This is a genomic window from Parahoeflea halophila, assembly GCF_900220985.1.
In the GTDB taxonomy this organism is placed as follows: domain Bacteria; phylum Pseudomonadota; class Alphaproteobacteria; order Rhizobiales; family Rhizobiaceae; genus Hoeflea; species Hoeflea halophila.
Window position 1 is genome coordinate 55513 of record NZ_OCPC01000003.1, and the last position, 23251, is coordinate 78763.

Here is a 23251-nt window from a genome sequence, read left to right on the forward strand (position 1 = left end):
AGCGTGTGTTCAATTGTCGTAAAGGCTGTAGTCGTCGGTTCCGGGATCACGGGGCTCGCCGCCGGGGTCGTTGCCGGGCTCGAACTCCTTGATCATCTCGACCTTGTCGATGTCTTCGTCCAGCGGGTCGGAATAGGTGACGAAATAGGTTTTCACCCGATACCGCATCCGCTTGAAAAGCCGGATCGCGGCGAGATTGCGGGCGTGGGTATCAAGCCGCGCAGACGGAAAGCCGCGCGCCATGATACCTGCTTCGATCTCATCGAGCAGAGCGGTGCCTATACCCCGGTTCTGAAACTCCGGCAGCACCCAGAGATCGGTGATGAAATCATCGGCCTTTTCGCACGATCCCCAGCCGGCCACATCGCCATCCCATTCCGCCACAAGAATATCGGGCCAGCAGCGGGTGCAGAAATCGTAATAGGCATCCCGGGCGTTGTCGCGCAGGCGCTCGGCATCCTCACCCCAGACGCGGATCGCCTTTTCCCATGCGGCGAGACCGATCTTGGCAAGATCCTGGGCTTCGGCAGACGTGGCAGGCCGGATAGCTAGCATCAAGACCGCTCCGTAAGTTCATGACCGCGCCGGTGCGAGGTAATCGCTCCGACTTTCGCCGGAATCCGGCAAATCATCAAGCCCTGCACCTTTGGCCGGGCAAAAAGGCAACAGTGGCAATGCTTCTCAAGGCACCCCGACCGAGTTTCATTGTGCCCGGCTCCCGCCCCTTCCATGGTCTAACGGTCCATCACCGGAGCCTTTATGTTCTTCCAGTCCGAGTCCCGATAACGGGCCTGCCCGCGTCGAAGCCGCCGCGTCAGGCCCGACAAAAACATGAAGCCGTCAATGTCAGAGACATTGGCCCGTGTTTTTGTGCGCTCACCGGAGCGCTATCCCGGATACGAACAATGGATATATCCCGCGCAGAACAGCGCATTTTGCACCTGCTGGCCCAAGGCGGCAGGATCGAGCCGGTCCGTGACGAACGCAAGAAGATCACGGAACTGAAACTGTTTACCCGTGAAGGCTGGCTGTTTACCGGTCTCGATCTCGCGACCTTTCGCAAGCTCAAGCGCCGCCGCGCGATCAGCTCGCGCAGGGGACAGCCCTACGGCGTAACCCGCCGCGGGCTGGAACTGGTCAGATCACAGCTGAACAACCGCTAAACGCAAAGCGGCGCCTCGAGGCGCCGCTTTGTCATCTCTCGGATTGAAAGATTACCACCACTTCTTCGCTTCGAACCGGCCGGCGGCCTGTTCGATGACGTGAGCGGTCTTGAACAGGGTTTCTTCCTCGAAGGGACGGCCGATCAGCTGCAGACCGAGCGGCAGACCTTTGGCGTCGAGACCGGCGGGGACCGAAATGCCCGGCAGGCCGGCCATGTTGACGGTGACGGTGAAGACGTCCTGCATGTACATCTTGACCGGGTCGCTGGCCAGGCTCTCGTCACCGACGGCAAAGGCCGAGGACGGCGTTGCCGGGGTCAGAATCGCATCAACGCCCGCCTCGAAGGCGAGTTCGAAATCGCGCTTGATCAGGGTGCGGACCTTCTGGGCGCGCAGGTAATAGGCGTCGTAGTAACCGGCGGACAGCACGTAGGTGCCGATCATGATGCGGCGCTTCACCTCCTGGCCGAAGCCCTCGGCGCGGGTCTTCTCGTACATGTCTGCAATATCCTTGCCGGGCACACGCAGACCGTAACGCACGCCATCATAGCGGGCCAGGTTGGACGAGGCCTCGGCCGGGGCGACGATGTAATAGGCCGGCAGCGCGTATTTCGTGTGCGGCAGTTCGATATCGACGATCTCGGCGCCGGCATCCTTGAGCCAGGCAATGCCCTTCTGCCACAGCGTTTCGATCTCTTCCGGCATGCCCTCGATGCGGTATTCACGCGGTATGCCGATCTTCAGGCCCTTGACCGAAGCGCCAAGGGCGGCTTCGTAATCGGGCACCGGCATGTCGACGGAGGTGGTGTCCTTTTCATCAACGGAAGCCATCGACTTGAGCAGGATTGCAGCGTCGCGTACGTCGCGGGTGATCGGGCCGGCCTGGTCAAGCGAGGATGCGAAGGCGGCAATGCCCCAGCGCGAGCAGCGGCCATAGGTCGGCTTGATCCCGACCGTGCCGGTAAAGGCTGCGGGCTGACGGATCGAACCACCGGTGTCGGTCGCCGTTGCACCCGCACACATCAGCGCAGCCACCGCAGCGGCTGACCCTCCGGAGGACCCGCCGGGCACCAAATTGGCGTTGGAACCCTCGGCGCGCCAGGGGTTGATTGCCGGGCCGTAATAAGAGGTTTCGTTGGACGAGCCCATGGCGAACTCGTCCATGTTGAGCTTGCCGAGCATGACTGCGCCGTCAGCCCAGAGATTGGCCGTGACGGTGGATTCGTAGCGCGGTTCGAAACCGTCGAGCACATGGGAGCAGGCCTGGGTGTGGACGCCCTCGGTGGCATAGAGATCCTTGACGCCGAGCGGGATCCCCTCAAGGGCCCCGGCCTGACCGTTTGCACGGCGGGCGTCGGAGGCTTTCGCCATTTCGCGCGCCTTGTCGGCGGTCACCTTGACATAGGCATTGATTGCCGGGTTTGCCGCCTCGATGGCATTCAGATAGGCATCGGTCAGCTCGACGCTGGAGAGTGCGCCCCTGCCCATTTCGTCACGGGCTTCGGCGATGGTCAGGCGGGTGAGGTCGGTCATGCGGACAACTTCTTTTCAAAGAACCGGGAATAGTGAGATGCGGGATAATCGAGCACAGCGCCACATTCGGTGAAGCCGTGGTTCTGATAAAGCCGGACAGCGGCGGCGAGCCCCTCGCCGACGCCGGTTTCGAGGACGAGGCGCTCGATCCCCAGCGACCGGGCGCGTTCTTGGATCGCCTCGAGCAAGGCCGAGCCGATGCGCTGCCCGCGCACGGCAGGATCGGTGTACATGCGCTTGATCTCGCCCAGCTGCTGGCCTTCGTACTGGCCGATATGCTTGAGCGCGCCGATTCCAACCGCCTTGCTGTCGCCGTTGCGGGCAACAAAGACGGTTGTGTCGGCGGCGGCCATCTCGTCCAGATCAAGACCGAAATTGAACTCGGCCGGCGCCAGTGGCGCCAGATGCGCATCGAGCGCCGTGACCAGCGTCTTCACCTCGTCCTGAAGCGGCGTTTCAATGGCGATCGACACAGCCATCGGCTTACTCGACCACCTTCGGCACCATGAAGAAATTGTCGGCCCGTTCGGGCGCGTTGGCGACGATGTCGTCCGCCTTGGAGCCGTCGGTAACGGTGTCGGCGCGCTTCTTCATCGCCATCGGCGTCACCGAGGTCATCGGCTCGACGCCCTCGACATCGACTTCGGAGAGGTGCTCGACAAATCCCAGGATGGTGTTGAGTTCGCCTTCCATGCGAGCGGCTTCCTCGTCGGTGACCGCAATGCGGGCCAGGTGCGCAACGCGTTTGACGGTGGCAAGATCTACGGACATCGGGTCCTCATCGGGGTGGTGTGAACAGGTGGCCCCGCTATAGCGGCGAGTGGGCAAGCGTGCAACCGCGCGGCATTGTTTTGTGCCACGCGGCTGCCGGAAGACGGAATCAGACTGTCACGCTCTCGCCTGACCTTGGGACGGCGACGTTTCCGGCATCCTCTTCCATGGCCTCGACGAAACCATCCGCCGTCTGGTCGAGGATCGGGAACGTTCCGTAATGGCAAGGCAAGATCTTGGAGAAGGAGAAGTATCTCCGGCAGGCAAGGCCTGCGACGGCACCACCCATGGTGAAGCGGTCACCGATCGGCACGATGCCGATTTCCGGCCGGTGCAGCTCGTTGATCAGCGCCATGTCGGAGAAGATGTCGGTGTCTCCCATGTGCAGAAGTGCCGGTTCATCATCAAAATGCAGCATCAGGCCGTTGGCGCTGCCCAGCGAGTGCGAGACGCCGTCCTCGGTGATCTGCGCCGAGGAATGGAAGGCGTTGACGAAGGTCGCCGAGAAATCGCTAAGCGAGATGGTGCCGCCGGTGTTGCCGGTTTCAAGCTTGTCGACGCCCTTGTGGTGCCCAAGCCATACGCCGAGATCATAGTTGCACAGCACCACTGCGCCGGTTTCCCTGGCGATCTCCGCCGTGTCGCCGACGTGATCGGCATGGCCATGGGTGAGCAGGATATGGGTGACATCCTTGACCGCATCCTTACGGTCATTGCCTTCGAAACCCGGATTGCCGGTGAGAAACGGATCGATCAGGATGGTCGACTTGCCGGTTTCCAGACGGAACGCGGCGTGACCCAGCCAGGTGATTTTCATGGATTATCCTCTCTCGCGTTACACGGACCCTCGCGTTTCAAGGGCTTGTTCGCTAAACCCGACATTTAGCGCGGCATCGGTCCGTGCGCAAAGGCGGAGTTGAGACATGGCCGTGATTGCCATCGAGGACGTGGGCGCGCATCTGGCGCCGGGCCAGACGATTGCCGGCATCGACCTGGGGACGGAAACCATCGGCCTGGCTGTGTCAGACCTGTCGCTGCGGCTGGCCTCGCCGCGGCCGGTAATCAAACGCAGGAAATTCACCCTCGATGCCATCGCACTGCTTGCGGCGCTGGAGAAGGACAATGCGGCGGTGGCAGTGATCGGATTGCCGGTCAACATGGATGGCAGCGAGGGCCCCCGCGTTCAGGCCACGCGCGCCTTCGTGCGCAACATGGCGCAGAAGACCGAGATGCCCTTCGTGTTCTGGGACGAGCGGCTGTCGACAGTTGCTGCGGAACGGGCGCTGATCGAAATGGACGTGTCGCGCAAGAAGCGCAAGGAGCGGATTGATTCGGCCGCCGCCAGCTTCATCCTGCAGGGCGCGCTCGACCGGTTGACCGGCCTGCGCGCGCAGCAGCAAGCCTCAGGCGCTTCTGGAGAATTCTGAGTCAGCCTGGGCGGAAGCGGGGATCGGCTCATCAGCATTGTCGGACCAGCCGAACATTCTGCGGATGGCAGCCCAGATCTGCTTGCGCCGGCGCTTGATGATGATGAGGCCGACGACCAGGAAGGTGTCGAAAATGATCGCCTTGAGCACCAGTGGCGGTATCGTCTCCGGCGGAATGCCGAGCAGATTGCCGTAGATCTCGAACACCAGATCATGCAGCTCGCGGGTCAGGATGCGGTAGCCGAAACTGATGTCGTAATAGGACAGGCCGTACCAGCTGCCGAGCAGGATGATGGGCATGACCCAGAGCGCGAGAAACACCTTCATGGCCTGGATCCGTGTCTGGAGAGCGAGGCCAGCTGCGCGCTGAAGGCAGCATGGTTGGCGGCGTGGTCGGCAATCACCTGCTCGAGCTCACTCGCCTCCTCCACGTTCTCCCGGTCCGGTTCGATCTCAAACTGGCCAAGTGACAGGACGGTGAGGAACAGCCCGCCGAGAGCGCCGAATTCCAGCGCCAGAAGCGCACCGGCCTGTCCGCCGGCAAGGAACACTGCGGCCGTCAGCATGGCGCCAAGTGCTGTGCATGCGACAGCGCCCTGCGCCAATGACCTCGATTCGCGCTGCTCGCGCTCTTCGCCAAAGACGTAAAACATCATGGAAAACAGAAGCAAGCCGGCGGATGCGGCGCTGAAACCACCCAGTAGCCCGAAGACGACGCTTTGCGCCACCGGCGACAAGCCGATGGACCGCATGGCTATCATCGCAGTCTCGACCAGCCCGGCATCGCTGAAGAGGCTAAGGCCGGCCACACTCAGCCCGCCCTGCGGTGCATAGGCCACGACCATTGCCAACAGCAACAGATAGCAGACCCAGAACAGCATCATCGAGGCATAATACAGGCGGTTTGATATCATCACGGGACCGGCGGGGCTCATGCGTTAAGGTTAAAATCAGCTGCCAGCATGACGGTGGCGGGCCGCCCGCGCAATGTAAACCATTTGTTAAGGTTAACAGCCGCCATTGCCCTTGCGTGCGTCGCTGCTTATGAGAGGACTCCCTACCCCACGGCGGCCCTTCATGATCCCCATCTTCGAAAGCATATTGCCGATCTTTCTGATCGTGCTTCTCGGCATTGTGCTCAAGCGCGCACCCTTCATCGACCAGAGTGTCTGGCCCGGGCTGGAAACGCTGGGCTACTACCTGCTGTTCCCGTCGCTGCTGTTCCTGACGCTTGCTACTGCCGATTTTTCCGGCATCGAGCTTGGCACCGTGGCGCTCGTGTCACTGGTGGCGGTTGCGGTGATGACGGTGCTGCTGATCGCGATTCATCCGATTGCTCGCGCACGGGGCATGTCGGATTCAAGCTTCACATCGCTGTTTCAGACCTCATCACGCTGGAATGCCTTCATAGCCCTGGCAATCGCCGAAAAACTTGCCGGCGCGAGCGGTCTGGCGCTGGTTGCCCTGGTAATGGCGTTGATTGTCGTTCCGCTGAATTTCATCAACGTCACCATGCTGGTCTGGTACGGTACCGGCGCGCGCAGCATGACGACACTGGTCAGGAGAATAGCCGGCAATCCGCTGATACTTGGTTGCGTCGCGGGCATTATCGTAAATGCCCTCCCCTTCGGTATCTACCCGCCGGTGGAACAGGCAGTCGATCTTATCGCCCGTTCCGCGCTTGGCCTGGGGCTGTTGTTGGTCGGCGCCGGACTGAAGCTCACCGATGCACTGCGGCCAAGCCCCGCCGTGCTGACACCAGTGGCACTCAAGCTCGTCGTTTTTCCGATCATTATGGTGTCGCTGGCGGTCGGATTTGGCCTGAGCGGAGAGACGGTGCTTATCCTCGCGCTGTGCGCTGCGGTTCCGACGGCTATGAACGGCTATCTGCTGGCCCGGCAGATGGGCGGTGATGCGCCGCTTTATGCCGCCGTCACCACTGTACAAACCGTAGCTTCTTTTCTCACCATTCCGGCAGTCATGTGGGCGGCTGGACTTCTCGTCGGCCCTCAAATCGCCGGCGGGTAAAGCAGGTCCACAATCTGGCGGGCGTCGAAACGGGCATCGAGCATGCCGTAGGTCGAGCGCCAGGCGCCGCCCAGACGGGTCTCGACAAAGGCTTCGGCAACATGGCCGGCGCCCAGACGGGTCAGTTCGGCAGCGGCAGCCGCCAGCGCCAGCTGTTCGGTAAGCAGTCTTGCAGCGCCCTCGTCACGCTCTGCAACGGCCATGCAGGCGCGTAGCACATCGACGGTGCGCGGTCCGGCGGCCCCCAGATCGCGGTTGATGCTTTCCAGCGCCACCTCGCACAGATCGCGGCCGCGGGTCAGCACTCTGAGCACATCCAGCGACATGACATTGCCCGAGCCTTCCCAGATCGCGTTGACCGGGGCCTCCCGGTAGTGCCGGGCCACCGCGCGCTCCTCGACATAGCCGTTGCCGCCCATGCACTCCATCACCTCATAGATGACGGAGGGGGCAATCTTGCAGACCCAATACTTGACCACCGGGGTCAGCAGCCGGGCAATTGCTGCCTCGGAAGGGTTGTCGCGGGCATTGTCAAAGGCGCGCGCCAACCGCATCGACAGCGCGGTGGCAGCAGCCGTGTCGAGCGCCAGATCGGCAAGCACGCGCGCCATCAGCGGCTGGTCCACCAACAATTCGCCGAACACCCGGCGGTGGCGGCAGTGGTGCACGGCTTCGGCCAGACTCGCGCGCATCATGCCGGCGGAGGCCAGTGCACAATCGAGCCGCGTCAGCGTCACCATGTCCAAAATGGTGCGGATGCCCTCGCCTTCACGGCCAAGCAGGAAGCCGAAGGTGTCGGAAAACTCGACTTCGGAAGAGGCATTGGAGCGGTTGCCGAGCTTGTCTTTCAGGCGCTGAATGCGCAGGCCGTTGAGAGTTCCATCCTCGAGAATGCGCGGCACCAGGAAGCAGCTTACCTGCTCGTTCGAGCCCTTGCCGGTCTGGGCCAGCATGACGAAGGCGTCCGACATCGGCGCCGACATGAACCATTTGTGGCCGGACAGCCGGTAGACCCCTTCGCCTGCGCGGGTGGCCACACTCTGATTGGCCCGGACATCGGTCCCGCCCTGCTTTTCTGTCATGCCCATGCCGATGGTCACGCCGGATTTCTGCATCGCCGGGCGATGGCTCGAATCGTAACGGCGCGATACCACCTGCGGCGCCCAGGATTTCTCGATGCGCGGTGCCGCCATGATGGAGGCAATCGAGGCATTGGTCATCGTCAGTGGACATAGATGGCCGCATTCGAGACCGGCGGTCAGAAAAAACCGGATGGCGCGGGCCTGATGGGCGAAGCCCGCCTCCTCGCGCTTGCCCTCCCAGACCGAGCCTTGCAGACCGGAGGCCACACCGCGGCGCATCAGGGCATGCCAGCTGGGGTGAAAATCGACCTGGTCAATGCGGTTGCCGGAAGCATCGTGGGTCCTGAGCTCCGGTACGGAGCGATTGGCAATTCGCGCCAGATCCTGGGCTTCCGCCGAGGCCACGAATTTGCCCACCGTTTCGAAATCGATGCGAAGCGCCCGCGGCATGTCAGCGGCGATATCCTTCAGCAGCGGATCGGAACGATAGGCGTTGTGCCCGGAAAAGGACGGGCTCTGATTTTCGGCCTGCGGGCCAAAGGCTTGGATTGGGCTCATTGGACCTCGCATACAGGGATTCGCGTGCTAATGCATGGGGACATTACGTATTTCCACCCCGCTCAAGCTTGCCCCCGGACTTGAACCTTTCTATGAACGCCTAGGACTTTAGATCACAGGACGCATGATGTCATTTCCGCACCGCCACCTGCTCGGAATCAAGGGGCTTTCGGAGCTGGACATCCACTATCTGCTCGATCAGGCGGACGAAGCGGTCAAGATCTCCCGCCGGCGCGAAAAGAAGACCACCACCCTGCGCGGCCTCACCCAGATCAACCTTTTTTTCGAATCCTCGACCCGGACGCAAGCTTCTTTCGAACTGGCCGGCAAGCGGCTCGGCGCTGACGTGATGAACATGTCGGTCGCCAATTCCAGCGTCAAGAAGGGCGAAACCTTGGTCGACACGGCGATGACGCTCAATGCCATGCGCCCCGACGTGCTGGTGGTGCGGCATTCGTCTGCCGGAGCGGTGGCGCTGCTTTCGCAAAAGGTCGGCTGCCCGGTGATCAATGCCGGCGACGGCGCGCACGAACACCCGACACAGGCGCTGCTGGACGCGCTCACCATCCGCCGCGCCAAGGGCAAGGTCGGACGGCTGATCGTCACCATCTGCGGCGATGTGCTGCATTCGCGCGTCGCCCGTTCCAACATCCTGCTGCTCAGTGCGCTGGGCGCACGCGTCCGCGTGGTTGCTCCCTCCACACTGTTGCCTTCAGGCATCGCTGACATGGGCGTGGAAGTGTTCCAACGGATGGAAGACGGGCTCAGAGATGCCGACGTCGTGATGATGCTGAGATTGCAACGCGAGCGCATGGCGGGGTCGTTCGTTCCCTCGGTGCGGGAATATTTCCGCTATTTCGGCCTCGACGCCGAGAAACTCAAGGCAGCGAAGAGCGATGCGCTGGTCATGCACCCGGGCCCGATGAACCGCGGTGTCGAGATCGCCTCCGACATTGCCGATGGTCCGCAAAGCGTGATCGAGCAACAGGTCGAGATGGGGGTAGCCGTGCGGATGGCCGTGATGGAGACGCTGATGCTGCACGGGGAGCTTGCCCGATGAGCGCGAGAATTCTCCAGAACGTCCGCATTGTCGATCCCTCGACTCAGATGGACGAGATCGGCGACATCGTCATCGTCGACGGCAGGATTGCGGCCTGCGGCACTGAGGCCCGTGATTTCGAACGTCCCTCCAACGCCGAAATCGAGGACTGCGAAGGCCTGATCGCCATTCCCGGACTGGTCGATGCCTGCGTGCATATCGGGGAACCGGGCGCAGAACACCGCGAGACGATTGCCTCGGCCAGCCGGGCTGCGGCAGCGGGCGGGGTCACTTCGATCATCATGATGCCCGACACCGATCCTGTGATCGATGATGTGGCACTGGTCGATTTCGTTTTGCGGCTTGCACGCGACGAAGCCATCGTCCGGGTCTACCCGGCGGCAGCACTGACCAAGGGGCTTGCCGGCGAGGAAATGACCGAGTTCGGGTTGCTGCTCGACGCCGGCGCGGTGATGCTGTCGAACGGCCGCCACACAGTCGACAACCCGGCGGTGATGCGGCGGGCGATGACCTATGCGCGTGACTTCGGCACCGTTATCGCAGTTGCGACCCAGGACCGGCAGCTGGGCGGTGCGGGCGTGATGAACGAAGGCCTGTTTGCCAGCTGGCTGGGCTTGCCCGGCATCCCGCGCGAAGCCGAAATCATTCCGCTCGAGCGCGATCTGCGGCTCGCGGCCCTCACCCGCTCCCGTTACCACGCAATGAGCATTTCGGTGCCGGAATCAGCTGACATCATCCGCGCTGCCAAGGCCCGCGGGCTCGACGTGACTGCGGGGATTTCAATCAATCACCTGACCCTGAACGAGACCGATATCGGCGAGTACCGGACCTTTTTCAGGCTTTCGCCGCCATTGCGCACCGAGGATGACCGCACCGCCATGGTTGCCGCTCTTGCCGACGGCGTCATCGACATCATCGTCTCGGCCCACGATCCGCAGGATGTCGACACCAAGCGGCTGCCTTTCGCCGACGCCGAGAACGGTGCGATCGGACTTGAGACGCTGCTTGCCGCAGCGCTGAGGCTTTACCATTCCGGCGATGTGCCGCTGATGCGGCTTATCGATGCGCTGTCGACCCGTCCGGCGCAGATTCTGGGTCTGGATGCGGGGACGCTCAAGCCGGGCGCGCGCGCCGACATCGCCTTGATGGACCCCGAGCACCCTTGGGTTCTGTCGAAGGATGATATCGTGTCGATGTCGAAGAACAGCGCCTTCGAGGACGCCAGGTTCACTGGCAAAGTCTTGCAAACACTGGTTGCAGGTGTCACAGTTTACCGGGCCTGACACCGGCTTTGAGGGCCTGGTAACAGGTTCCGGAGAGGAAGAATACGCCGTGCCTGACCTGATTGACTGGACCCTATCCACCCCCCTGATGCTTGGATCGCTGCTGTTCGGCTATCTCTGCGGCTCTATCCCGTTCGGGCTGATCCTCACACGCATGGCGGGGCTTGGCGACGTGCGTGCGATCGGCTCGGGAAACATCGGTGCTACCAATGTGCTGCGCACCGGCAACAAGAAAATTGCCGCGGCGACCCTGCTCGCCGATGCGCTCAAGGGAACAGTGGCTGTTGTGGTCGCGCGCCATGTCATCGGAATGGAAGCCGCATTGATCGCCGGGCTCGGCGCCTTTCTGGGCCATCTCTATCCGGTCTGGCTCAAATTCAAGGGTGGCAAGGGAGTGGCCACCTATCTTGGCGTGTTGCTGGGATTGGCGCCCGTGATGGTGCTGGTTTTCGCAGCCGTCTGGCTCGGCATGGCCAAAATCTTCCGGTATTCATCGCTGGCCGCACTTGCGGCGGCGGTGGCGGTACCGGTCGCACTTTATCTATACGGGCGGCCGGAAGTGGCGTCGCTTTTTGTGGTGATGTCACTCATCACCATTCTCAAACATCATGAGAATATCCGCCGTCTGGTTTCAGGCACCGAGAGCCGGATCGGGGACAAGGGCTGATGCCTGCCGGCGAGGAAGGGAGACGCGGCGTCCCCCTTTCCGATCGCCAACGGCTCAACTGGTTGCGGCTGATCCGCTCTGACAATGTCGGCCCCGCAACCTTTCGCGACCTGATCAATCACTTCGGCTCGGCCGAAACCGCGATCGAACAGCTGCCGGAACTGTCGCGGCGCGGCGGGTCGGCACGTTCGATCCGGGTGGCAAGCGTCGAGGAAGCAGAACGGGAACTGGAAGCGGCTGAGAAGTTTGGCGCGGTCTTTATCGGTATCGGTGAACCGGATTATCCACCCGCGCTCAGGCGGATCGACGGTGCGCCGCCGTTGCTTGCCGCCATCGGCGACCTCGCGCTGGCAACACGTGCAGCGGTGGGGATCGTGGGGTCGCGGAACGCCTCGGTTTCGGGCGCCAAGATGGCCGCGCGGATGGCCCGGGAACTGGGAACCGCCGGTTATGTCATCGTCTCGGGCTTTGCCCGCGGGATCGACGCGGCCGCCCACCGGGCGAGCCTGGAAAGCGGCACCATCGCGGCCCTTGCCGGAGGTCTGGACCAACCCTACCCGCCGGAAAACAAGGAACTCTACAAGGGCATTTGCGCCGGAAACGGTCTGGCCATCAGCGAGATGCCGATGGGGTGGGAGCCGCGGGCGCGGGACTTTCCACGCCGCAACCGGCTGATTGCGGGCATCGGCCTGGGACTTGTGGTGATCGAGGCAGCCCAGCGCTCCGGCTCGCTGATCACCGCCCGCCGGGCCGCTGATTTTGGCCGGCTGGTGTTCGCGGTGCCTGGATCTCCGCTTGATCCGCGGGCGGCCGGCGCCAATGGCCTGCTCAAGGATGGCGCCATCCTGACCACCGAAAGCCGCGATGTGATTGACGCCTTGGCTCCCTCCAGCCGGTTCTTTGGCGATGACGAGCCCTTATTCGAAGAACCCGACAGCGACGGCAATGACCCTTTTGCCGAGCCGAGAGATGACGACAGGACCCGTGTTATCGAGGCGCTCGGCCCCTCACCCGCCGAGACAGATGACATCATCCGGCATACCGGCGTTGCCGCGCAGACCGTATATCTGGTGTTGCTGGAGCTCGATCTCGCCGGCCGGCTGCACCGTCACCCCGGCGGGATGGTGTCGTTGGCCTTCGAGACTGACTGATACACGTGGTTGACCACACTGCTTTCTAAGGCGCCTTGTCGGCCAAGTGCAATGGCCGCTTGCCGTCCAGGACATCACCGGCCTCGAGATAGGCCATCTCGATCAGATAACACAGCATGTCGGCGTTTTCGCTTCGCGCAACGGTGCCCAGTTCACCCAACATCTGCCGGACATAGACGATCTTCTGCTCCGTCTGCGGGTTGTCCGACCAGTCTTGAGAGGGGTGGATCGGCATCATGGCTCCCTTGAAATTCCGTGATCAGCGGCACACCGGCAGCACATCTCAGATTAGAAAAACAAGATACCTGAATTATCTAAAATTGCAATACAGTTGCAATCGCGCAATGGTTGTATTCGGGTTGCGAAACAGCCGTAAAATGGAACTTGGGCTTGACCGCGCCGCATTCGGTGTACATTTCGTGGGCCGATCGGTACGGCGCGAATTCGCGCGGCCTGCCGAATCTCATGGCCGAATGCGAGCAACCTAATGAATGTAGTGGTAGTGGAATCGCCTGCGAAGGCAAAAACGATCAACAAATACCTTGGAAACGGTTACAAGGTGCTGGCCTCGTTCGGCCACGTGCGAGACCTCCCGGCCAAGGACGGATCGGTGCTTCCCGATGAAGACTTCGCCATGTCATGGGAAGTCGACACGGCGTCGAACAAGCGGCTTAAAGACATTACCGAAGCACTCAAGGGTGCAGATTCGCTGATCCTGGCAACCGACCCGGATCGCGAGGGCGAAGCGATCTCCTGGCACGTGCTGGAAGTTCTCAACAAGAAAAAGGCACTGAAGGACAAGACGGTCTCTCGTGTCGTCTTCAACGCCATCACCAAGAAATCCGTACTCGATGCGATGGCCAATCCGCGCGAGATCGACACGCCGCTGGTCGACGCCTATTTGGCGCGCCGGGCGCTCGACTACCTCGTCGGTTTCAATCTTTCGCCGGTGCTGTGGCGTAAACTGCCCGGCGCCCGCTCCGCCGGCCGGGTGCAATCGGTGGCCTTGAGGCTTGTTTGCGACCGCGAGAGCGAAATCGAACGCTTCGTCTCCGAAGAATACTGGCAGATCGCCGCCGAACTGAAGACCCCGCGTGGCGACGGGTTTACCGCCCGCCTGACCTCGCATGATGGTGAGAAAATCACCAAGATGTCGATCACGAACGGCGATCTTGCCGGACAGATCAAGGACATGCTCGAAGGCGCATCCTTCGTCGCCGACAGCATCGAAGCCAAGCCGACGCGGCGCAATCCGTCACCGCCCTTTACCACCTCGACCCTGCAACAGGCCGCCTCCTCCAAACTCGGTTTCAACGCCTCGCGCACCATGCAGGTGGCGCAGAAGCTTTATGAGGGGATCGATATCGGTGGCGAGACCGTTGGTCTGATCACCTATATGCGAACCGACGGCGTGCAGATGGCGCCTGAAGCAATCGACGAAGCGCGGGCAGCAATCGGCGCCCGGTTCGGGGACCGCTACGTTCCCGAAAGGGCCCGTCTCTACTCGTCCAAGGCGAAGAATGCGCAGGAAGCCCACGAAGCCGTCCGCCCGACCGGCTTCGAGCGGGCGCCGGACGAGCTGAAGAAATACCTCGATTCCGACCAGCTCAAGCTTTACGACCTGATCTGGAAGCGTGCGATCGCCAGCCAGATGGCATCCGCCGAGATCGAGCGCACCACTGTCGACATCACCGCCTCCAAGGGCGGCAAGACGGCGGGCCTGCGCGCCACCGGTTCCGTCATCCGCTTTGACGGCTTCATTGCCGCCTATACCGAGGCCAGGGAAGACGGCGAACAATCGGATGGCGATGGCGACGATGATGCCCGCCTGCCCGAGATCAAAGCAAAGGAGGCGCTGGCCAAGGACAAGATCAATGCCTCGCAGCACTTCACCGAGCCGCCGCCACGGTTCTCGGAAGCCTCACTGATCAAGAAGATGGAAGAGCTCGGCATTGGCCGGCCCTCGACCTATGCCTCAACGCTCGCAACGCTGCGTGACCGCGACTATGTGACGATCGAGAACCGCAGGCTGACACCGGAGCCCAAGGGCCGCCTGGTCATTTCGTTTCTGGAGAATTTCTTCAACCGCTACGTCGAATTCGGTTTCACTGCCGATCTCGAGGAAAAGCTCGACCGGATCTCTGCCGGCGAACTGGCGTGGAAGGACGTGTTGCGCGAATTCTGGACGGAGTTCCATGCGCATATCGACGAGACCAAGGAACTGCGCGTCACCCAGGTGCTCGATGCACTCAACGAGGCACTTTCCCCGCTGGTCTTCCCCGACCGGGATGACGGCTCCAATCCGCGCATCTGTCCGACCTGTGGCACCGGCAACCTTTCGCTGAAGCTCGGGAAATACGGCGCGTTCGTCGGATGCTCGAACTATCCTGACTGCAATTTTACCCGTCAGCTTTCCTCCAACGGCTCGGACGCCGACGCGGCGCTTTCCAACGAGCCGCAGGAACTGGGCACGGACCCGGCCACCGGCGAGCAGGTCACCCTGCGGACCGGACGTTTCGGTCCCTATGTCCAGCGCGGCGAAGGCAAGGAAGCCAAGCGCTCCAGCCTGCCCAAGGGGTGGGAAGTGGCCAGCATCGATTTCGAGAGGGCACTCTCGCTGCTGGCACTGCCGCGCGAAGTCGGTGAGCATCCCGAAACCGGCAAGATGATTTCGGCAGGAATCGGCCGTTACGGACCGTTCGTGCTGCATGACGGCACCTATGCCAATCTTGAAAGCGTGGAGGACGTCTTCACCATCGGTCTCAACCACGCAGTTACCGTGATCGCCGAAAAGCAGGCCAAGGGACCCGGCCGCGGACGCGGCACGCCAACGGCGCTGAAGGCTCTGGGTGATCATCCCGATGGCGGGCCGATCACCGTTCGGGACGGCCGCTATGGTCCCTATGTCAACTGGGGCAAGATCAACGCCACCCTGCCCAAGGACAAGGTGCCTGCTGAAGTGACGGTCGAGGAAGCGCTGGAAATGATTGCCGCCAAGGCTGCAGCTTCGGGCAAGAAGACCAAGGCACCAGCGAAAAAGGCCACCAAGGCGAAGACAGCCGCCAAAAAGACCGCTGCGGCGAAGAAGCCTGCTGCAGCAAAGAAGGCGGGGGCGGCCAAAAAGACCGCAGCTGCCACGGCAAAGAAGGATTGATTTTGGCACACCCTCCGCGCAAGCCAAGGGCAGGAAAGCCGTCGCCGGACAAGAGTGACGGCGCGGCAGCGGATGCACGACCGGCCTTCCGCCGCGGCGACATGCCCGACAAGGAAACCATTCTCCGGTTCATCAGCGAAAACCCGGACCGCGCCTCCAAGCGCGACGTCGCCAAGGCCTTCGGCATCAAGGGCGACACACGCGCAGAGCTCAAGGATGTGCTCAGGCAACTGGAAGAGGAAGGCCTGATCGAGCGGGACAAGAAGATGCTCCGCCGGCCCGGAACGCTACCGGCGGTGGCGGTGCTCGAAATCACGCTGCGCAACAGCGATGGCGATCTGGTCGCACGACCTGCGGAATGGCTAGAGGATCATGGCGCGGCTCCCGTCGTGGTGGTGCGCCAGTCGAACGCCGGACGCGACCGGGGAAAGAGCCGGACACCCTCGACCGCCGCGAGTATTGGCGACCGGGTGCTGGCGCGGATTTTTCCGGCCCAGCACGGCAAGGGCCCCAGCTACACCGCCCGGATCATGAAGATCCTCGACCGCCGCGACGGCCTGATTCTCGGCGTGTTTCGCTCCACCCCCGGCGGCGGCGGACGGTTGATGCCGATCGAACGGCGCGGCGAGGAACTGGTGGTCGACCGTGATTTCACCGGAGACGCCAAGGACGGAGACCTGGTCGAGGCCGAACCCGCGCGGCTCGGGCGCATGGGGCTGCCGCGCGCCAAGGTGCACGCGGTGCTGGGATCGGTCGAGGGCGAGAAGGCGATCTCGATGATCGCCATTCATGCGCATGGCATCCCGCATGTCTTCCCCGCCGAGGTGATCGAGGCTGCAGAGAATGCCAGGCCGGCACCGCTTCAGGGCCGCGAAGACTGGCGCCACATTCCGCTGATCACCATAGATCCGCATGACGCCAAGGACCACGACGACGCGGTGTTTGCGGAGGACGACTCCTCACCCGACAATCCCGGCGGCGTCATCGTAACCGTCGCGATTGCCGACGTGTCGTGGTATGTGCGCCCCGGATCAAATCTCGACCGCGAGGCACTCAAGCGCGGCAACTCGGCCTATTTCCCGGACCGCGTGGTGCCGATGCTGCCGGAGCGGATCTCCAACGACCTGTGCTCTTTGCGCGAGGGCGAAGACCGCCCGGCGCTGGCGCTCAGGATGGTGTTTTCCGCCGAGGGCCGCAAGGTCGGCCACAGGTTTCACCGCGTGATGATGAAGAGTGCGGCGAAACTGTCCTATCAGCAGGCCCAGGCCGCGATTGACGGCAATCCCGATGACAAGTCCGGACCATTGCTGGAACCTGTTCTCAAGCCGCTGTGGAAGGCCTACGCGGTGCTCAAGCGCGAGCGCGACCGGCGCCAGCCGCTTGATCTCGACATGCCCGAGCGCAAGATCCTTCTGACCCCGGAAGGCAAGGTCGACAAGGTGATCATGCCCGAACGGCTCGACGCCCACAGGCTGATCGAAGAATTCATGATCCAGTCCAATGTGGCAGCTGCGGAAACACTGGAAAAACGCAAACAGCCGTTGATCTACCGGGTTCATGACCAGCCCTCGCTGGCAAAGCAGGAAGTGCTGCGCGAATTCCTCGGGACACTGGGCCTTTCACTGGCGCGTGGGGCTTCGGTTCGCGCCAACTCATTCAACGGCATACTGTCCAAGGCCGTCGATCAGCCCTATCAGGACATGGTCAACGAGATGGTGTTGCGCAGCCAGAGCCAGGCCATCTACTCGCCCGAGAATCTGGGACATTTCGGCCTCAACCTGATGAAATATGCCCATTTCACCTCGCCGATCCGACGCTATGCCGACCTGATCGTCCACCGGGCGCTGGTTGGATCGCTGGGCCTGGGTGAAGGCGGGATCACGCCATCGGAAGAGGCAGCGCTCGAAAACATCGCTGCTGAGATATCGGTCACCGAACGGCGCGCGATGGCGGCCGAACGCGACACCGTGGACCGGCTGGTGGCGCACCATCTCGCAGGCCGCATCGGCGAAGCCTTCGACGGGCGAATCTCGGGCGTGACGAAATCCGGATTGTTTGTCAGCCTGCCACAATTTGGCGCAGATGGTTTTATTCCTGTTTCCACTTTGGGGCTGGACTATTATCACTATGACGAGGCACACCAAGCGTTAACCGGCGCGAAAACCGGTCTCGGCTACCGTCTTGGTGATGGGGTGGAGGTCAAACTCGTCGAAGTCGTACCGCTGGCAGGATCGATGCGGTTCGAGATGCTCAGTGAAGGCCAAAAAATGCCAACCGGCACGCGCTCGTTCCACAAGTCCGGCCGGGCCAAACGCGGCGGGCCAAAGAAACCCGGCACAAGGCCACCACGCGGGCGGCGCTGAGATCGCGCCGACCAGCAATCTGCAGCGTCCAGGGCGCTTGTTGAGTTCAGGAGAAGAGATATGCATGAATATGGCGGTAACATTGCCCATGACAACGAAGCTTCCCGGGACAGCTGGCGTGCGGTCAAGCGCGGGATGGTCTGCCGCTGCCCCAAGTGCGGCGACGGCAAGCTGTTCAGGGCTTTCCTGAAGCCAGTGGATGCCTGCGCCAACTGCGGGGAAGAGATGGTTCACCACCGCGCGGATGATTTTCCGGCCTATCTGACAATTTTCATCGTCGGACATATTGTTGTCGCCGGCTTCATGGCCACCGATACGTGGCTGCTGCTTGAAAGCTGGCAGCACCTGATGATCTGGATCCCGATCACCATCATGTTGACACTGGCAATGCTGCCTTCGATCAAGGGCGCAGTCATCGGGCTGCAATGGGCCTTGCGCATGCATGGTTTCGGCGGGCACTCGGAAGAACCGATGCTTGCCGACACCGCACATGAGGATGGGCGATGAACGACCGTGTTGCAGCCAACACTGCGCTGCTGACGGAAGATCACCAGGCGCGAACCAGTGAAAAGCGGCATCCGGCGCGGTCCCCGCGCGACGCGGCGTCACTCATTCTGCTGGATCGAAGCAGCGCGACACCGCGGGCGCTGCTGGGAAAACGCGGCAAGGCCCACGCCTTCATGCCGGACCTCTATGTCTTTCCCGGTGGCCGGCGTGATCCCGGCGACAACCGGGTGCCACTTGCCCGGCCGCTGGAAGATGCGGTTCACGAAAAGCTGATGATACGAACCCGGGCCCGGTTTCACGACAAGGCGGCCCGCGGCCTCGCCGTCGCAGCGGCGCGTGAAATGATGGAAGAAGCACATCTGTCGCTCACACCACCGGAATATGCCGGCCAGCTTCGCCCGGATGTCTCGCGCTTTCGTTTCCTTGCCCGCGCCATCACGCCTCCGGGCCAGTCGCGCCGTTTCGACACCCGCTTCTTTGCCTGTTTCTGTGACGAGCTGGGCCTCGATCCAAAAACCGTGCAGGACAGCGAGGAGCTCCATGACCTGACATGGCTGCCGGTCGACGCCCATGAAAGCCATCCCCTGCCCCGGATCACGCGGGTGATCCTTTCCGACCTGGTCGATGCGCTGTCACAAGATCCGTCTTTACCATTTGGCAAAGCGGTTCCGTTCTACTACTCCCGAAACGGACGGTTCGTTCGCGAATTGATTTAGGGCGCCCGCACATGGACAACCCATCCCTTCGCCCCCCATTGATCCGTGAGGAGATACATTGGCCTGCCCTGATCGCAGCCGTATCGGCGATCACAGCGGTCGGTATTGCCATCGGTCTGGGGCTGCCGCTGCTGTCGATCATTCTCGAGAAACGCGGCGTCTCGTCGTCGATGATCGGACTCAACTCGGCGATGGCCGGCGTTGCGGCAATGGTTGCAGCGCCGATCTCCACCATGCTCGCGCAGCGCCTGACCGTGACCGTCACCATGGTACTGTCGATCGTTGCGGCTGCAGCAAGTGCGCTGGGGTTCTATTTTGCCGAGGCGTTGTGGATGTGGTTTCCACTGCGCATCATCTTTCACGGCGCCATCACCATCCTCTTCGTGCTGTCGGAATTCTGGGTCAACACGGCAGCGCCGCCGTCGCGGCGGGGGCTTGTTCTCGGGATCTATGCAACCGTTCTCTCGCTGGGCTTTGCGGCCGGCCCGCTGATCTTCTCGGTGATCGGGTCGGAAGGGATCATGCCGTTTGCCATTGGCGCCGGTATTATCCTGCTGGCTGCGGTTCCGATCCTGATGGCGCGGCGTGAGAATCCGATCATAGAGACGGCGCCGACTCACCCGTTCATGCGCTATGTATTCCTGGTTCCGACGGCCACAGCTGCAGTGTTCATCTTCGGGGCAGTCGAATCGGGCGGACTGTCGTTGTTTCCGGTCTATGCCAGCCGGACCGGCTTTACCGAATCACAGGGTGCACTGCTTCTGATGATGATGGGGTTGGGCAATGTGCTGTTTCAGATCCCGGTCGGAATGATCGCAGACCGGATGCAGGACCGGCGGACGCTGCTATCGCTGTTTGCCTTCATCGGCCTGGCCGGGTCGATTGCCCTGCCCTTCCTGATCCACAACTGGCTGCTGACAGCCGCAATCCTGTTGTTCTGGGGCGGCAGCGTGGCGGGCCTCTACACGGTTGGACTGGCACATCTGGGTGACAAGCTGCACGGTGCGGACCTCGCATCAGCCAATGCCGCCTTCGTGTTCTGCTATGCGCTCGGCATGCTGATCGGTCCACAGACCATTGGCGTGTCGATGGATATTGCCGGGGATCACGGATTTGCCTGGGCTCTGGCCTTCTTTTTCGCGCTTTATGTGGCGCTGACCCTGTTTCGTATCTTGCTGCGGCCAAAACGGACTTGACTTTCCCGGAGGCTTTTGTAGTTTCCGCGCAAGTTTCGCCGTGGAGCCCTGTGTGCTGTCCGCGGCTTCATTTTTGAAGAAGGCAAGACACCATGGCCAAGGCGACCACAATCAAGATCAAGCTCCTGTCGACCGCCGACACCGGCTTTTTCTATGTAACCAAGAAGAACAGCCGTACCTTCACCGAAAAAATGGTGAAGACCAAGTACGATCCGATCGTCAAGAAGCATGTCGAGTTCAAGGAAGCCAAGATCAAGTAATCTGGCTTGTCCTGCTGCCTTCGGGTAGATTTTTCGACGGCAAACAAAAAAACCCGCCTCCTTCCGGATGCGGGTTTTTTCGTGTCGAGGGCCGACCGAAACAAGGCGTGGAACGAGGATACCACTTGGTGCACTTGGTCTCGGTCGGCCACCCCACGACCCAGGAGATGCGGCGGACCTGAACATCATGGGGTAACCAAACTGGCTTAGCGTCGCAGGCTGCCTTTCAACCGTCCCATAACGCTTCATGTGTTTATGATATTTGTCTCAATCCGGTAAAAAAGCAACAGTTTCTTAATACTAATTCGAAAACGTCATAGTTGTTGGTTAATATTGGAATCAATTTTAACTAAACAGACACCGGCAACGAGATGAGACGAAGCATTATTCAGTCCGAATACGCGGAGTGTGATTTACAAGAAGTAATGCGGCGATCAACTTCAGGCTGCTTGCCCAACGACCCTGTTCCGGCCCTCGTTCTTGGCCTGATACAAAGCCTTGTCAGCGCGCCTCAGTAATGAATCGGCGCCTTCTCTGTCCGCCTCAAGCGTTGCTATACCTACGGAGGTGGTTACAGACGCTGCAATCCCCGTTGCCGATATCATGAACGGCGCGGCGGCTACCGCCTCGCGCAGCCGCTCGGCGACTTGCGCGGCAATTTCCGCCGTCGTGTCAGGCATGACCACGACGAATTCCTCCCCGCCATAACGGCAGGCTAGGTCAGCGCCGCGGACTGCTCCGCGCACCCTGCGGGCAAAATCGCGCAACACGTCGTCCCCGCCTTCATGGCCATGGGTATCATTGATGGCCTTGAAGTGATCGATATCGGTGATCAGCACCGACAAGGGACGCCCGCGCCGGCTCGACCGGTCGACCAATGTCGCCAGATGGGTGTCGAGGTAGCGGCGGTTGTTGAGCCCGGTCAGTGCATCGGTGACCGCGAACTCAACCGATTCGGTGAGGCTGGCTCGCAGCTTGTCGGAGTAGCGCTTTCGGCGGATCTGGGTGACGCTGCGCGCAAGTAGTTCATTGGGATCGAGTGGACGCACCAGGTAATCGTTAACACCCAGTTCAAGCGCGCGGATCACGAGATCGTCCTCTCCCTGCTCGGCCACCACAAGCATTGGAATGAAGCGGGTACGCTCAAGCGAGCGCAGCTGCGAGCACAGCCGCAAAGGGTCATAGTCTTCGAGAGACGACGACACGATAACCAGCTCATAGGGCTTGTCGGCAGCCTCGAACAGGGCAGCCTGCGGATCGGCGATCGCCGTGATCTCGGCAATGCCGCTCAGGGCGCGGGACATGCGCTCCTGGGTGTGGGCGCGGCTTTCCACCAGCAACACCATGCCCGGATCCTCCAGCCTGCCCTGATGGGGCGTCAGAAGGCTTTCCAGGCCGATGCTGCGCGCGGTCTCGGCCCGCAGCCGCAACTCGTCGCTGAGCGCCTTGAACCGTATGAGGCTCTTGACTCGGGTCATCAGCTGCAGGTCATTGACCGGCTTGGTGAGGAAATCGTCGGCACCGGCCTTGAGCCCGCGCACACGATCGGCGGGCTGGTCAAGTGCCGTGACCATGACCACCGGGATATGGGCCGTGCGCGGATTGTTCTTGAGCCGTTCGCAAACCTCGAAGCCGTCGATACCGGGCATCATGATGTCGAGCAAAATCAGATCAACCGGCGTCTGGTCACAGATCGATAACGCAGTCATGCCATCGGCGGCGGTCAGCACCTCGAAATACTCGGCCATGAGTCGGGCCTCGAGCAGCTTTACATTGGCCGGAATGTCGTCAACCACCAGGATGCGCGCAGTCATGTCAGGTCTCCACCCTCAAGCATCACCGAGATAGGTCTTGATGGTTTCAATGAATTTGGGAACCGAGATCGGTTTGGAGATATAGGCCTCGCAGCCTCCCTGGCGGATACGCTCCTCGTCGCCCTTCATCGCAAAGGCGGTGACAGCGACGATCGGGATGACGTGAAGGTCATCGTCCTGCTTGAGCCATTTGGTGACTTCAAGTCCCGAGACTTCGGGCAACTGGATGTCCATGAGAATGAGATCGGGGCGGTGCTTGCGGGCAAGATCCATCGCTTCCAGACCGTTGCGGGTCTGGATCGTCTTGTAACCTGATGCTTCGATCAGGTCCCGGAAGAGTTTCATGTTGAGTTCATTGTCCTCAACAATCATAACCTGCTTTGTCATATCCGACCCCATAGCCGATCCACGCAGACTTCCTGCCCGCCGGATCCTGTTGTTGCCGGTCGCCGGCAATCACGCACACCGGCGTTCGGCTGTTCCGGTTTGCGGAAATTCAGGTCCCCAGTGCCGGCCAA

The 23251-nt window shown here is 61.6% G+C and carries 24 protein-coding genes; 13 read left to right on the forward strand and 11 right to left on the reverse strand.

Features of this window, described 5'->3' with window-relative positions:
- Positions 1-9 precede the first annotated feature (9 nt).
- Positions 10-555, reverse strand: coding sequence for a GNAT family N-acetyltransferase (locus tag CRO46_RS10780; RefSeq protein WP_097107795.1), 546 nt, complete (start codon positions 553-555; stop codon positions 10-12).
- 350 nt (positions 556-905) lie between these two features.
- Here CRO46_RS10780 and CRO46_RS10785 point away from each other — a divergent pair, with 350 nt between their 5' ends.
- Positions 906-1163, forward strand: coding sequence for a YjhX family toxin (locus tag CRO46_RS10785; RefSeq protein WP_097107796.1), 258 nt, complete (start codon positions 906-908; stop codon positions 1161-1163).
- A gap of 51 nt (positions 1164-1214) precedes the next feature.
- Here CRO46_RS10785 and gatA read toward each other — a convergent pair whose 3' ends face one another.
- The 4 genes from gatA to CRO46_RS10805 form a co-directional block, all read right to left on the reverse strand.
- Positions 1215-2696, reverse strand: a complete 1482-nt coding sequence (gene gatA, locus CRO46_RS10790; protein ID WP_097107797.1) for an Asp-tRNA(Asn)/Glu-tRNA(Gln) amidotransferase subunit GatA — start codon at positions 2694-2696, stop codon at positions 1215-1217.
- Positions 2693-3175, reverse strand: a complete 483-nt coding sequence (locus CRO46_RS10795) for a GNAT family N-acetyltransferase (RefSeq protein WP_097107798.1) — start codon at positions 3173-3175, stop codon at positions 2693-2695. The genes gatA and CRO46_RS10795 overlap by 4 nt, the downstream gene beginning before the upstream one ends.
- 4 nt (positions 3176-3179) lie before the next feature.
- On the reverse strand, positions 3180-3467 hold the full coding sequence (gene gatC, locus CRO46_RS10800; protein ID WP_097107799.1) for an Asp-tRNA(Asn)/Glu-tRNA(Gln) amidotransferase subunit GatC: 288 nt from the start codon (positions 3465-3467) through the stop codon (positions 3180-3182).
- A gap of 109 nt (positions 3468-3576) precedes the next feature.
- Complete coding sequence (locus CRO46_RS10805; protein WP_097107800.1) at positions 3577-4284, reverse strand: metal-dependent hydrolase; 708 nt, start codon at positions 4282-4284, stop codon at positions 3577-3579.
- 106 nt (positions 4285-4390) lie between these two features.
- On the opposite strand from CRO46_RS10805, the gene ruvX reads away from it, so the two are divergent.
- Complete coding sequence (gene ruvX / locus CRO46_RS10810; protein ID WP_097107801.1) at positions 4391-4894, forward strand: Holliday junction resolvase RuvX; 504 nt, start codon at positions 4391-4393, stop codon at positions 4892-4894.
- Here ruvX and CRO46_RS10815 read toward each other — a convergent pair.
- Both CRO46_RS10815 and CRO46_RS10820 read right to left on the reverse strand, forming a co-directional pair.
- On the reverse strand, positions 4871-5221 hold the full coding sequence (locus CRO46_RS10815; protein WP_097107802.1) for a DUF6105 family protein: 351 nt from the start codon (positions 5219-5221) through the stop codon (positions 4871-4873). The two genes, ruvX and CRO46_RS10815, sit on opposite strands and share 24 nt — an antisense overlap.
- The gene (locus CRO46_RS10820) at positions 5218-5808 is read right to left on the reverse strand and encodes a hypothetical protein (RefSeq protein WP_097107803.1); all 591 of its coding nucleotides are present in this window, start codon (positions 5806-5808) and stop codon (positions 5218-5220) included. Before CRO46_RS10820 ends, CRO46_RS10815 begins: the two co-directional genes overlap by 4 nt.
- 163 nt (positions 5809-5971) lie before the next feature.
- On the opposite strand from CRO46_RS10820, the gene CRO46_RS10825 reads away from it, so the two are divergent.
- A complete protein-coding gene (locus CRO46_RS10825; protein ID WP_097107804.1) occupies positions 5972-6922 on the forward strand; it encodes an AEC family transporter in 951 nt (316 codons plus the stop codon).
- Here CRO46_RS10825 and CRO46_RS10830 read toward each other — a convergent pair.
- Positions 6904-8562: an acyl-CoA dehydrogenase family protein gene (locus CRO46_RS10830; RefSeq protein ID WP_097107805.1), complete on the reverse strand. Its 1659-nt coding sequence runs from the start codon at positions 8560-8562 to the stop codon at positions 6904-6906. The genes CRO46_RS10825 and CRO46_RS10830 overlap by 19 nt on opposite strands.
- 124 nt (positions 8563-8686) lie before the next feature.
- On the opposite strand from CRO46_RS10830, the gene CRO46_RS10835 reads away from it, so the two are divergent.
- The 4 genes from CRO46_RS10835 to dprA all read left to right on the forward strand — a co-directional run bounded on the left by CRO46_RS10835 (position 8687) and on the right by dprA (position 12723).
- On the forward strand, positions 8687-9622 hold the full coding sequence (locus CRO46_RS10835; protein ID WP_097107806.1) for an aspartate carbamoyltransferase catalytic subunit: 936 nt from the start codon (positions 8687-8689) through the stop codon (positions 9620-9622).
- On the forward strand, positions 9619-10905 hold the full coding sequence (locus CRO46_RS10840) for a dihydroorotase (RefSeq protein ID WP_097107807.1): 1287 nt from the start codon (positions 9619-9621) through the stop codon (positions 10903-10905). Before CRO46_RS10835 ends, CRO46_RS10840 begins: the two co-directional genes overlap by 4 nt.
- Positions 10906-10993: 88 nt before the next feature.
- Positions 10994-11572 (forward strand): glycerol-3-phosphate 1-O-acyltransferase PlsY, encoded by a 579-nt coding sequence (gene plsY, locus CRO46_RS10845; RefSeq protein WP_097108237.1) that lies wholly within the window; start codon positions 10994-10996, stop codon positions 11570-11572.
- Positions 11572-12723, forward strand: a complete 1152-nt coding sequence (gene dprA / locus CRO46_RS10850; protein ID WP_097107808.1) for a DNA-processing protein DprA — start codon at positions 11572-11574, stop codon at positions 12721-12723. Before plsY ends, dprA begins: the two co-directional genes overlap by 1 nt.
- Positions 12724-12748: 25 nt before the next feature.
- Here dprA and CRO46_RS10855 read toward each other — a convergent pair whose 3' ends face one another.
- The gene (locus tag CRO46_RS10855; RefSeq protein ID WP_097108238.1) at positions 12749-12958 is read right to left on the reverse strand and encodes a hypothetical protein; all 210 of its coding nucleotides are present in this window, start codon (positions 12956-12958) and stop codon (positions 12749-12751) included.
- A gap of 252 nt (positions 12959-13210) precedes the next feature.
- Here CRO46_RS10855 and topA point away from each other — a divergent pair, with 252 nt between their 5' ends.
- The 6 genes from topA to rpmG all read left to right on the forward strand — a co-directional run bounded on the left by topA (position 13211) and on the right by rpmG (position 20919).
- Positions 13211-15877: a type I DNA topoisomerase gene (topA, locus tag CRO46_RS10860; RefSeq protein WP_097107809.1), complete on the forward strand. Its 2667-nt coding sequence runs from the start codon at positions 13211-13213 to the stop codon at positions 15875-15877.
- 2 nt (positions 15878-15879) lie between these two features.
- On the forward strand, positions 15880-18240 hold the full coding sequence (rnr, locus tag CRO46_RS10865) for a ribonuclease R (RefSeq protein ID WP_425479265.1): 2361 nt from the start codon (positions 15880-15882) through the stop codon (positions 18238-18240).
- Positions 18241-18300: 60 nt separating this feature from the next.
- Positions 18301-18747 carry a DUF983 domain-containing protein gene (locus CRO46_RS10870; RefSeq protein WP_097107810.1) on the forward strand — a complete coding sequence of 149 codons (447 nt, stop codon included), beginning with the start codon at positions 18301-18303 and terminating at the stop codon, positions 18745-18747.
- Positions 18744-19463, forward strand: a complete 720-nt coding sequence (locus CRO46_RS10875; protein ID WP_244577863.1) for an NUDIX hydrolase — start codon at positions 18744-18746, stop codon at positions 19461-19463. The genes CRO46_RS10870 and CRO46_RS10875 overlap by 4 nt, the downstream gene beginning before the upstream one ends.
- A gap of 11 nt (positions 19464-19474) precedes the next feature.
- On the forward strand, positions 19475-20659 hold the full coding sequence (locus tag CRO46_RS10880; protein ID WP_097107811.1) for an MFS transporter: 1185 nt from the start codon (positions 19475-19477) through the stop codon (positions 20657-20659).
- A gap of 92 nt (positions 20660-20751) precedes the next feature.
- Positions 20752-20919, forward strand: a complete 168-nt coding sequence (gene rpmG / locus CRO46_RS10885; RefSeq protein ID WP_097107812.1) for a 50S ribosomal protein L33 — start codon at positions 20752-20754, stop codon at positions 20917-20919.
- Between the two features lie 440 nt (positions 20920-21359).
- On the opposite strand, the gene CRO46_RS10890 is transcribed toward rpmG, so the two are convergent.
- Both CRO46_RS10890 and CRO46_RS10895 read right to left on the reverse strand, forming a co-directional pair.
- Entirely contained in the window at positions 21360-22733 is a 1374-nt protein-coding gene (locus CRO46_RS10890) for a PleD family two-component system response regulator (RefSeq protein WP_097107813.1), read from the reverse strand.
- A gap of 15 nt (positions 22734-22748) precedes the next feature.
- Entirely contained in the window at positions 22749-23120 is a 372-nt protein-coding gene (locus CRO46_RS10895; RefSeq protein WP_097107814.1) for a response regulator, read from the reverse strand.
- Between the last annotated feature and the right edge of the window lie 131 nt (positions 23121-23251).

Excerpts from the sequence above, each read along its gene's own strand:
- CRO46_RS10780 (WP_097107795.1), bottom strand. The coding sequence starts at position 555 with ATGCTAGCTATCCGGCCTGCCACGTCTGCCGAAGCCCAGGATCTTGCC.
- CRO46_RS10785 (WP_097107796.1), top strand. The coding sequence starts at position 906 with ATGGATATATCCCGCGCAGAACAGCGCATTTTGCACCTGCTGGCCCAA.
- gatA (WP_097107797.1), bottom strand. The coding sequence starts at position 2,696 with ATGACCGACCTCACCCGCCTGACCATCGCCGAAGCCCGTGACGAAATG.
- CRO46_RS10795 (WP_097107798.1), bottom strand. The coding sequence starts at position 3,175 with ATGGCTGTGTCGATCGCCATTGAAACGCCGCTTCAGGACGAGGTGAAG.
- gatC (WP_097107799.1), bottom strand. The coding sequence starts at position 3,467 with ATGTCCGTAGATCTTGCCACCGTCAAACGCGTTGCGCACCTGGCCCGC.
- CRO46_RS10805 (WP_097107800.1), bottom strand. The coding sequence starts at position 4,284 with ATGAAAATCACCTGGCTGGGTCACGCCGCGTTCCGTCTGGAAACCGGC.
- ruvX (WP_097107801.1), top strand. The coding sequence starts at position 4,391 with ATGGCCGTGATTGCCATCGAGGACGTGGGCGCGCATCTGGCGCCGGGC.
- CRO46_RS10815 (WP_097107802.1), bottom strand. The coding sequence starts at position 5,221 with ATGAAGGTGTTTCTCGCGCTCTGGGTCATGCCCATCATCCTGCTCGGC.
- CRO46_RS10820 (WP_097107803.1), bottom strand. The coding sequence starts at position 5,808 with ATGATATCAAACCGCCTGTATTATGCCTCGATGATGCTGTTCTGGGTC.
- CRO46_RS10825 (WP_097107804.1), top strand. The coding sequence starts at position 5,972 with ATGATCCCCATCTTCGAAAGCATATTGCCGATCTTTCTGATCGTGCTT.
- CRO46_RS10830 (WP_097107805.1), bottom strand. The coding sequence starts at position 8,562 with ATGAGCCCAATCCAAGCCTTTGGCCCGCAGGCCGAAAATCAGAGCCCG.
- CRO46_RS10835 (WP_097107806.1), top strand. The coding sequence starts at position 8,687 with ATGATGTCATTTCCGCACCGCCACCTGCTCGGAATCAAGGGGCTTTCG.
- CRO46_RS10840 (WP_097107807.1), top strand. The coding sequence starts at position 9,619 with ATGAGCGCGAGAATTCTCCAGAACGTCCGCATTGTCGATCCCTCGACT.
- plsY (WP_097108237.1), top strand. The coding sequence starts at position 10,994 with ATGCTTGGATCGCTGCTGTTCGGCTATCTCTGCGGCTCTATCCCGTTC.
- dprA (WP_097107808.1), top strand. The coding sequence starts at position 11,572 with ATGCCTGCCGGCGAGGAAGGGAGACGCGGCGTCCCCCTTTCCGATCGC.
- CRO46_RS10855 (WP_097108238.1), bottom strand. The coding sequence starts at position 12,958 with ATGCCGATCCACCCCTCTCAAGACTGGTCGGACAACCCGCAGACGGAG.
- topA (WP_097107809.1), top strand. The coding sequence starts at position 13,211 with ATGAATGTAGTGGTAGTGGAATCGCCTGCGAAGGCAAAAACGATCAAC.
- CRO46_RS10870 (WP_097107810.1), top strand. The coding sequence starts at position 18,301 with ATGCATGAATATGGCGGTAACATTGCCCATGACAACGAAGCTTCCCGG.
- CRO46_RS10875 (WP_244577863.1), top strand. The coding sequence starts at position 18,744 with ATGAACGACCGTGTTGCAGCCAACACTGCGCTGCTGACGGAAGATCAC.
- CRO46_RS10880 (WP_097107811.1), top strand. The coding sequence starts at position 19,475 with ATGGACAACCCATCCCTTCGCCCCCCATTGATCCGTGAGGAGATACAT.
- rpmG (WP_097107812.1), top strand. The coding sequence starts at position 20,752 with ATGGCCAAGGCGACCACAATCAAGATCAAGCTCCTGTCGACCGCCGAC.
- CRO46_RS10890 (WP_097107813.1), bottom strand. The coding sequence starts at position 22,733 with ATGACTGCGCGCATCCTGGTGGTTGACGACATTCCGGCCAATGTAAAG.
- CRO46_RS10895 (WP_097107814.1), bottom strand. The coding sequence starts at position 23,120 with ATGACAAAGCAGGTTATGATTGTTGAGGACAATGAACTCAACATGAAA.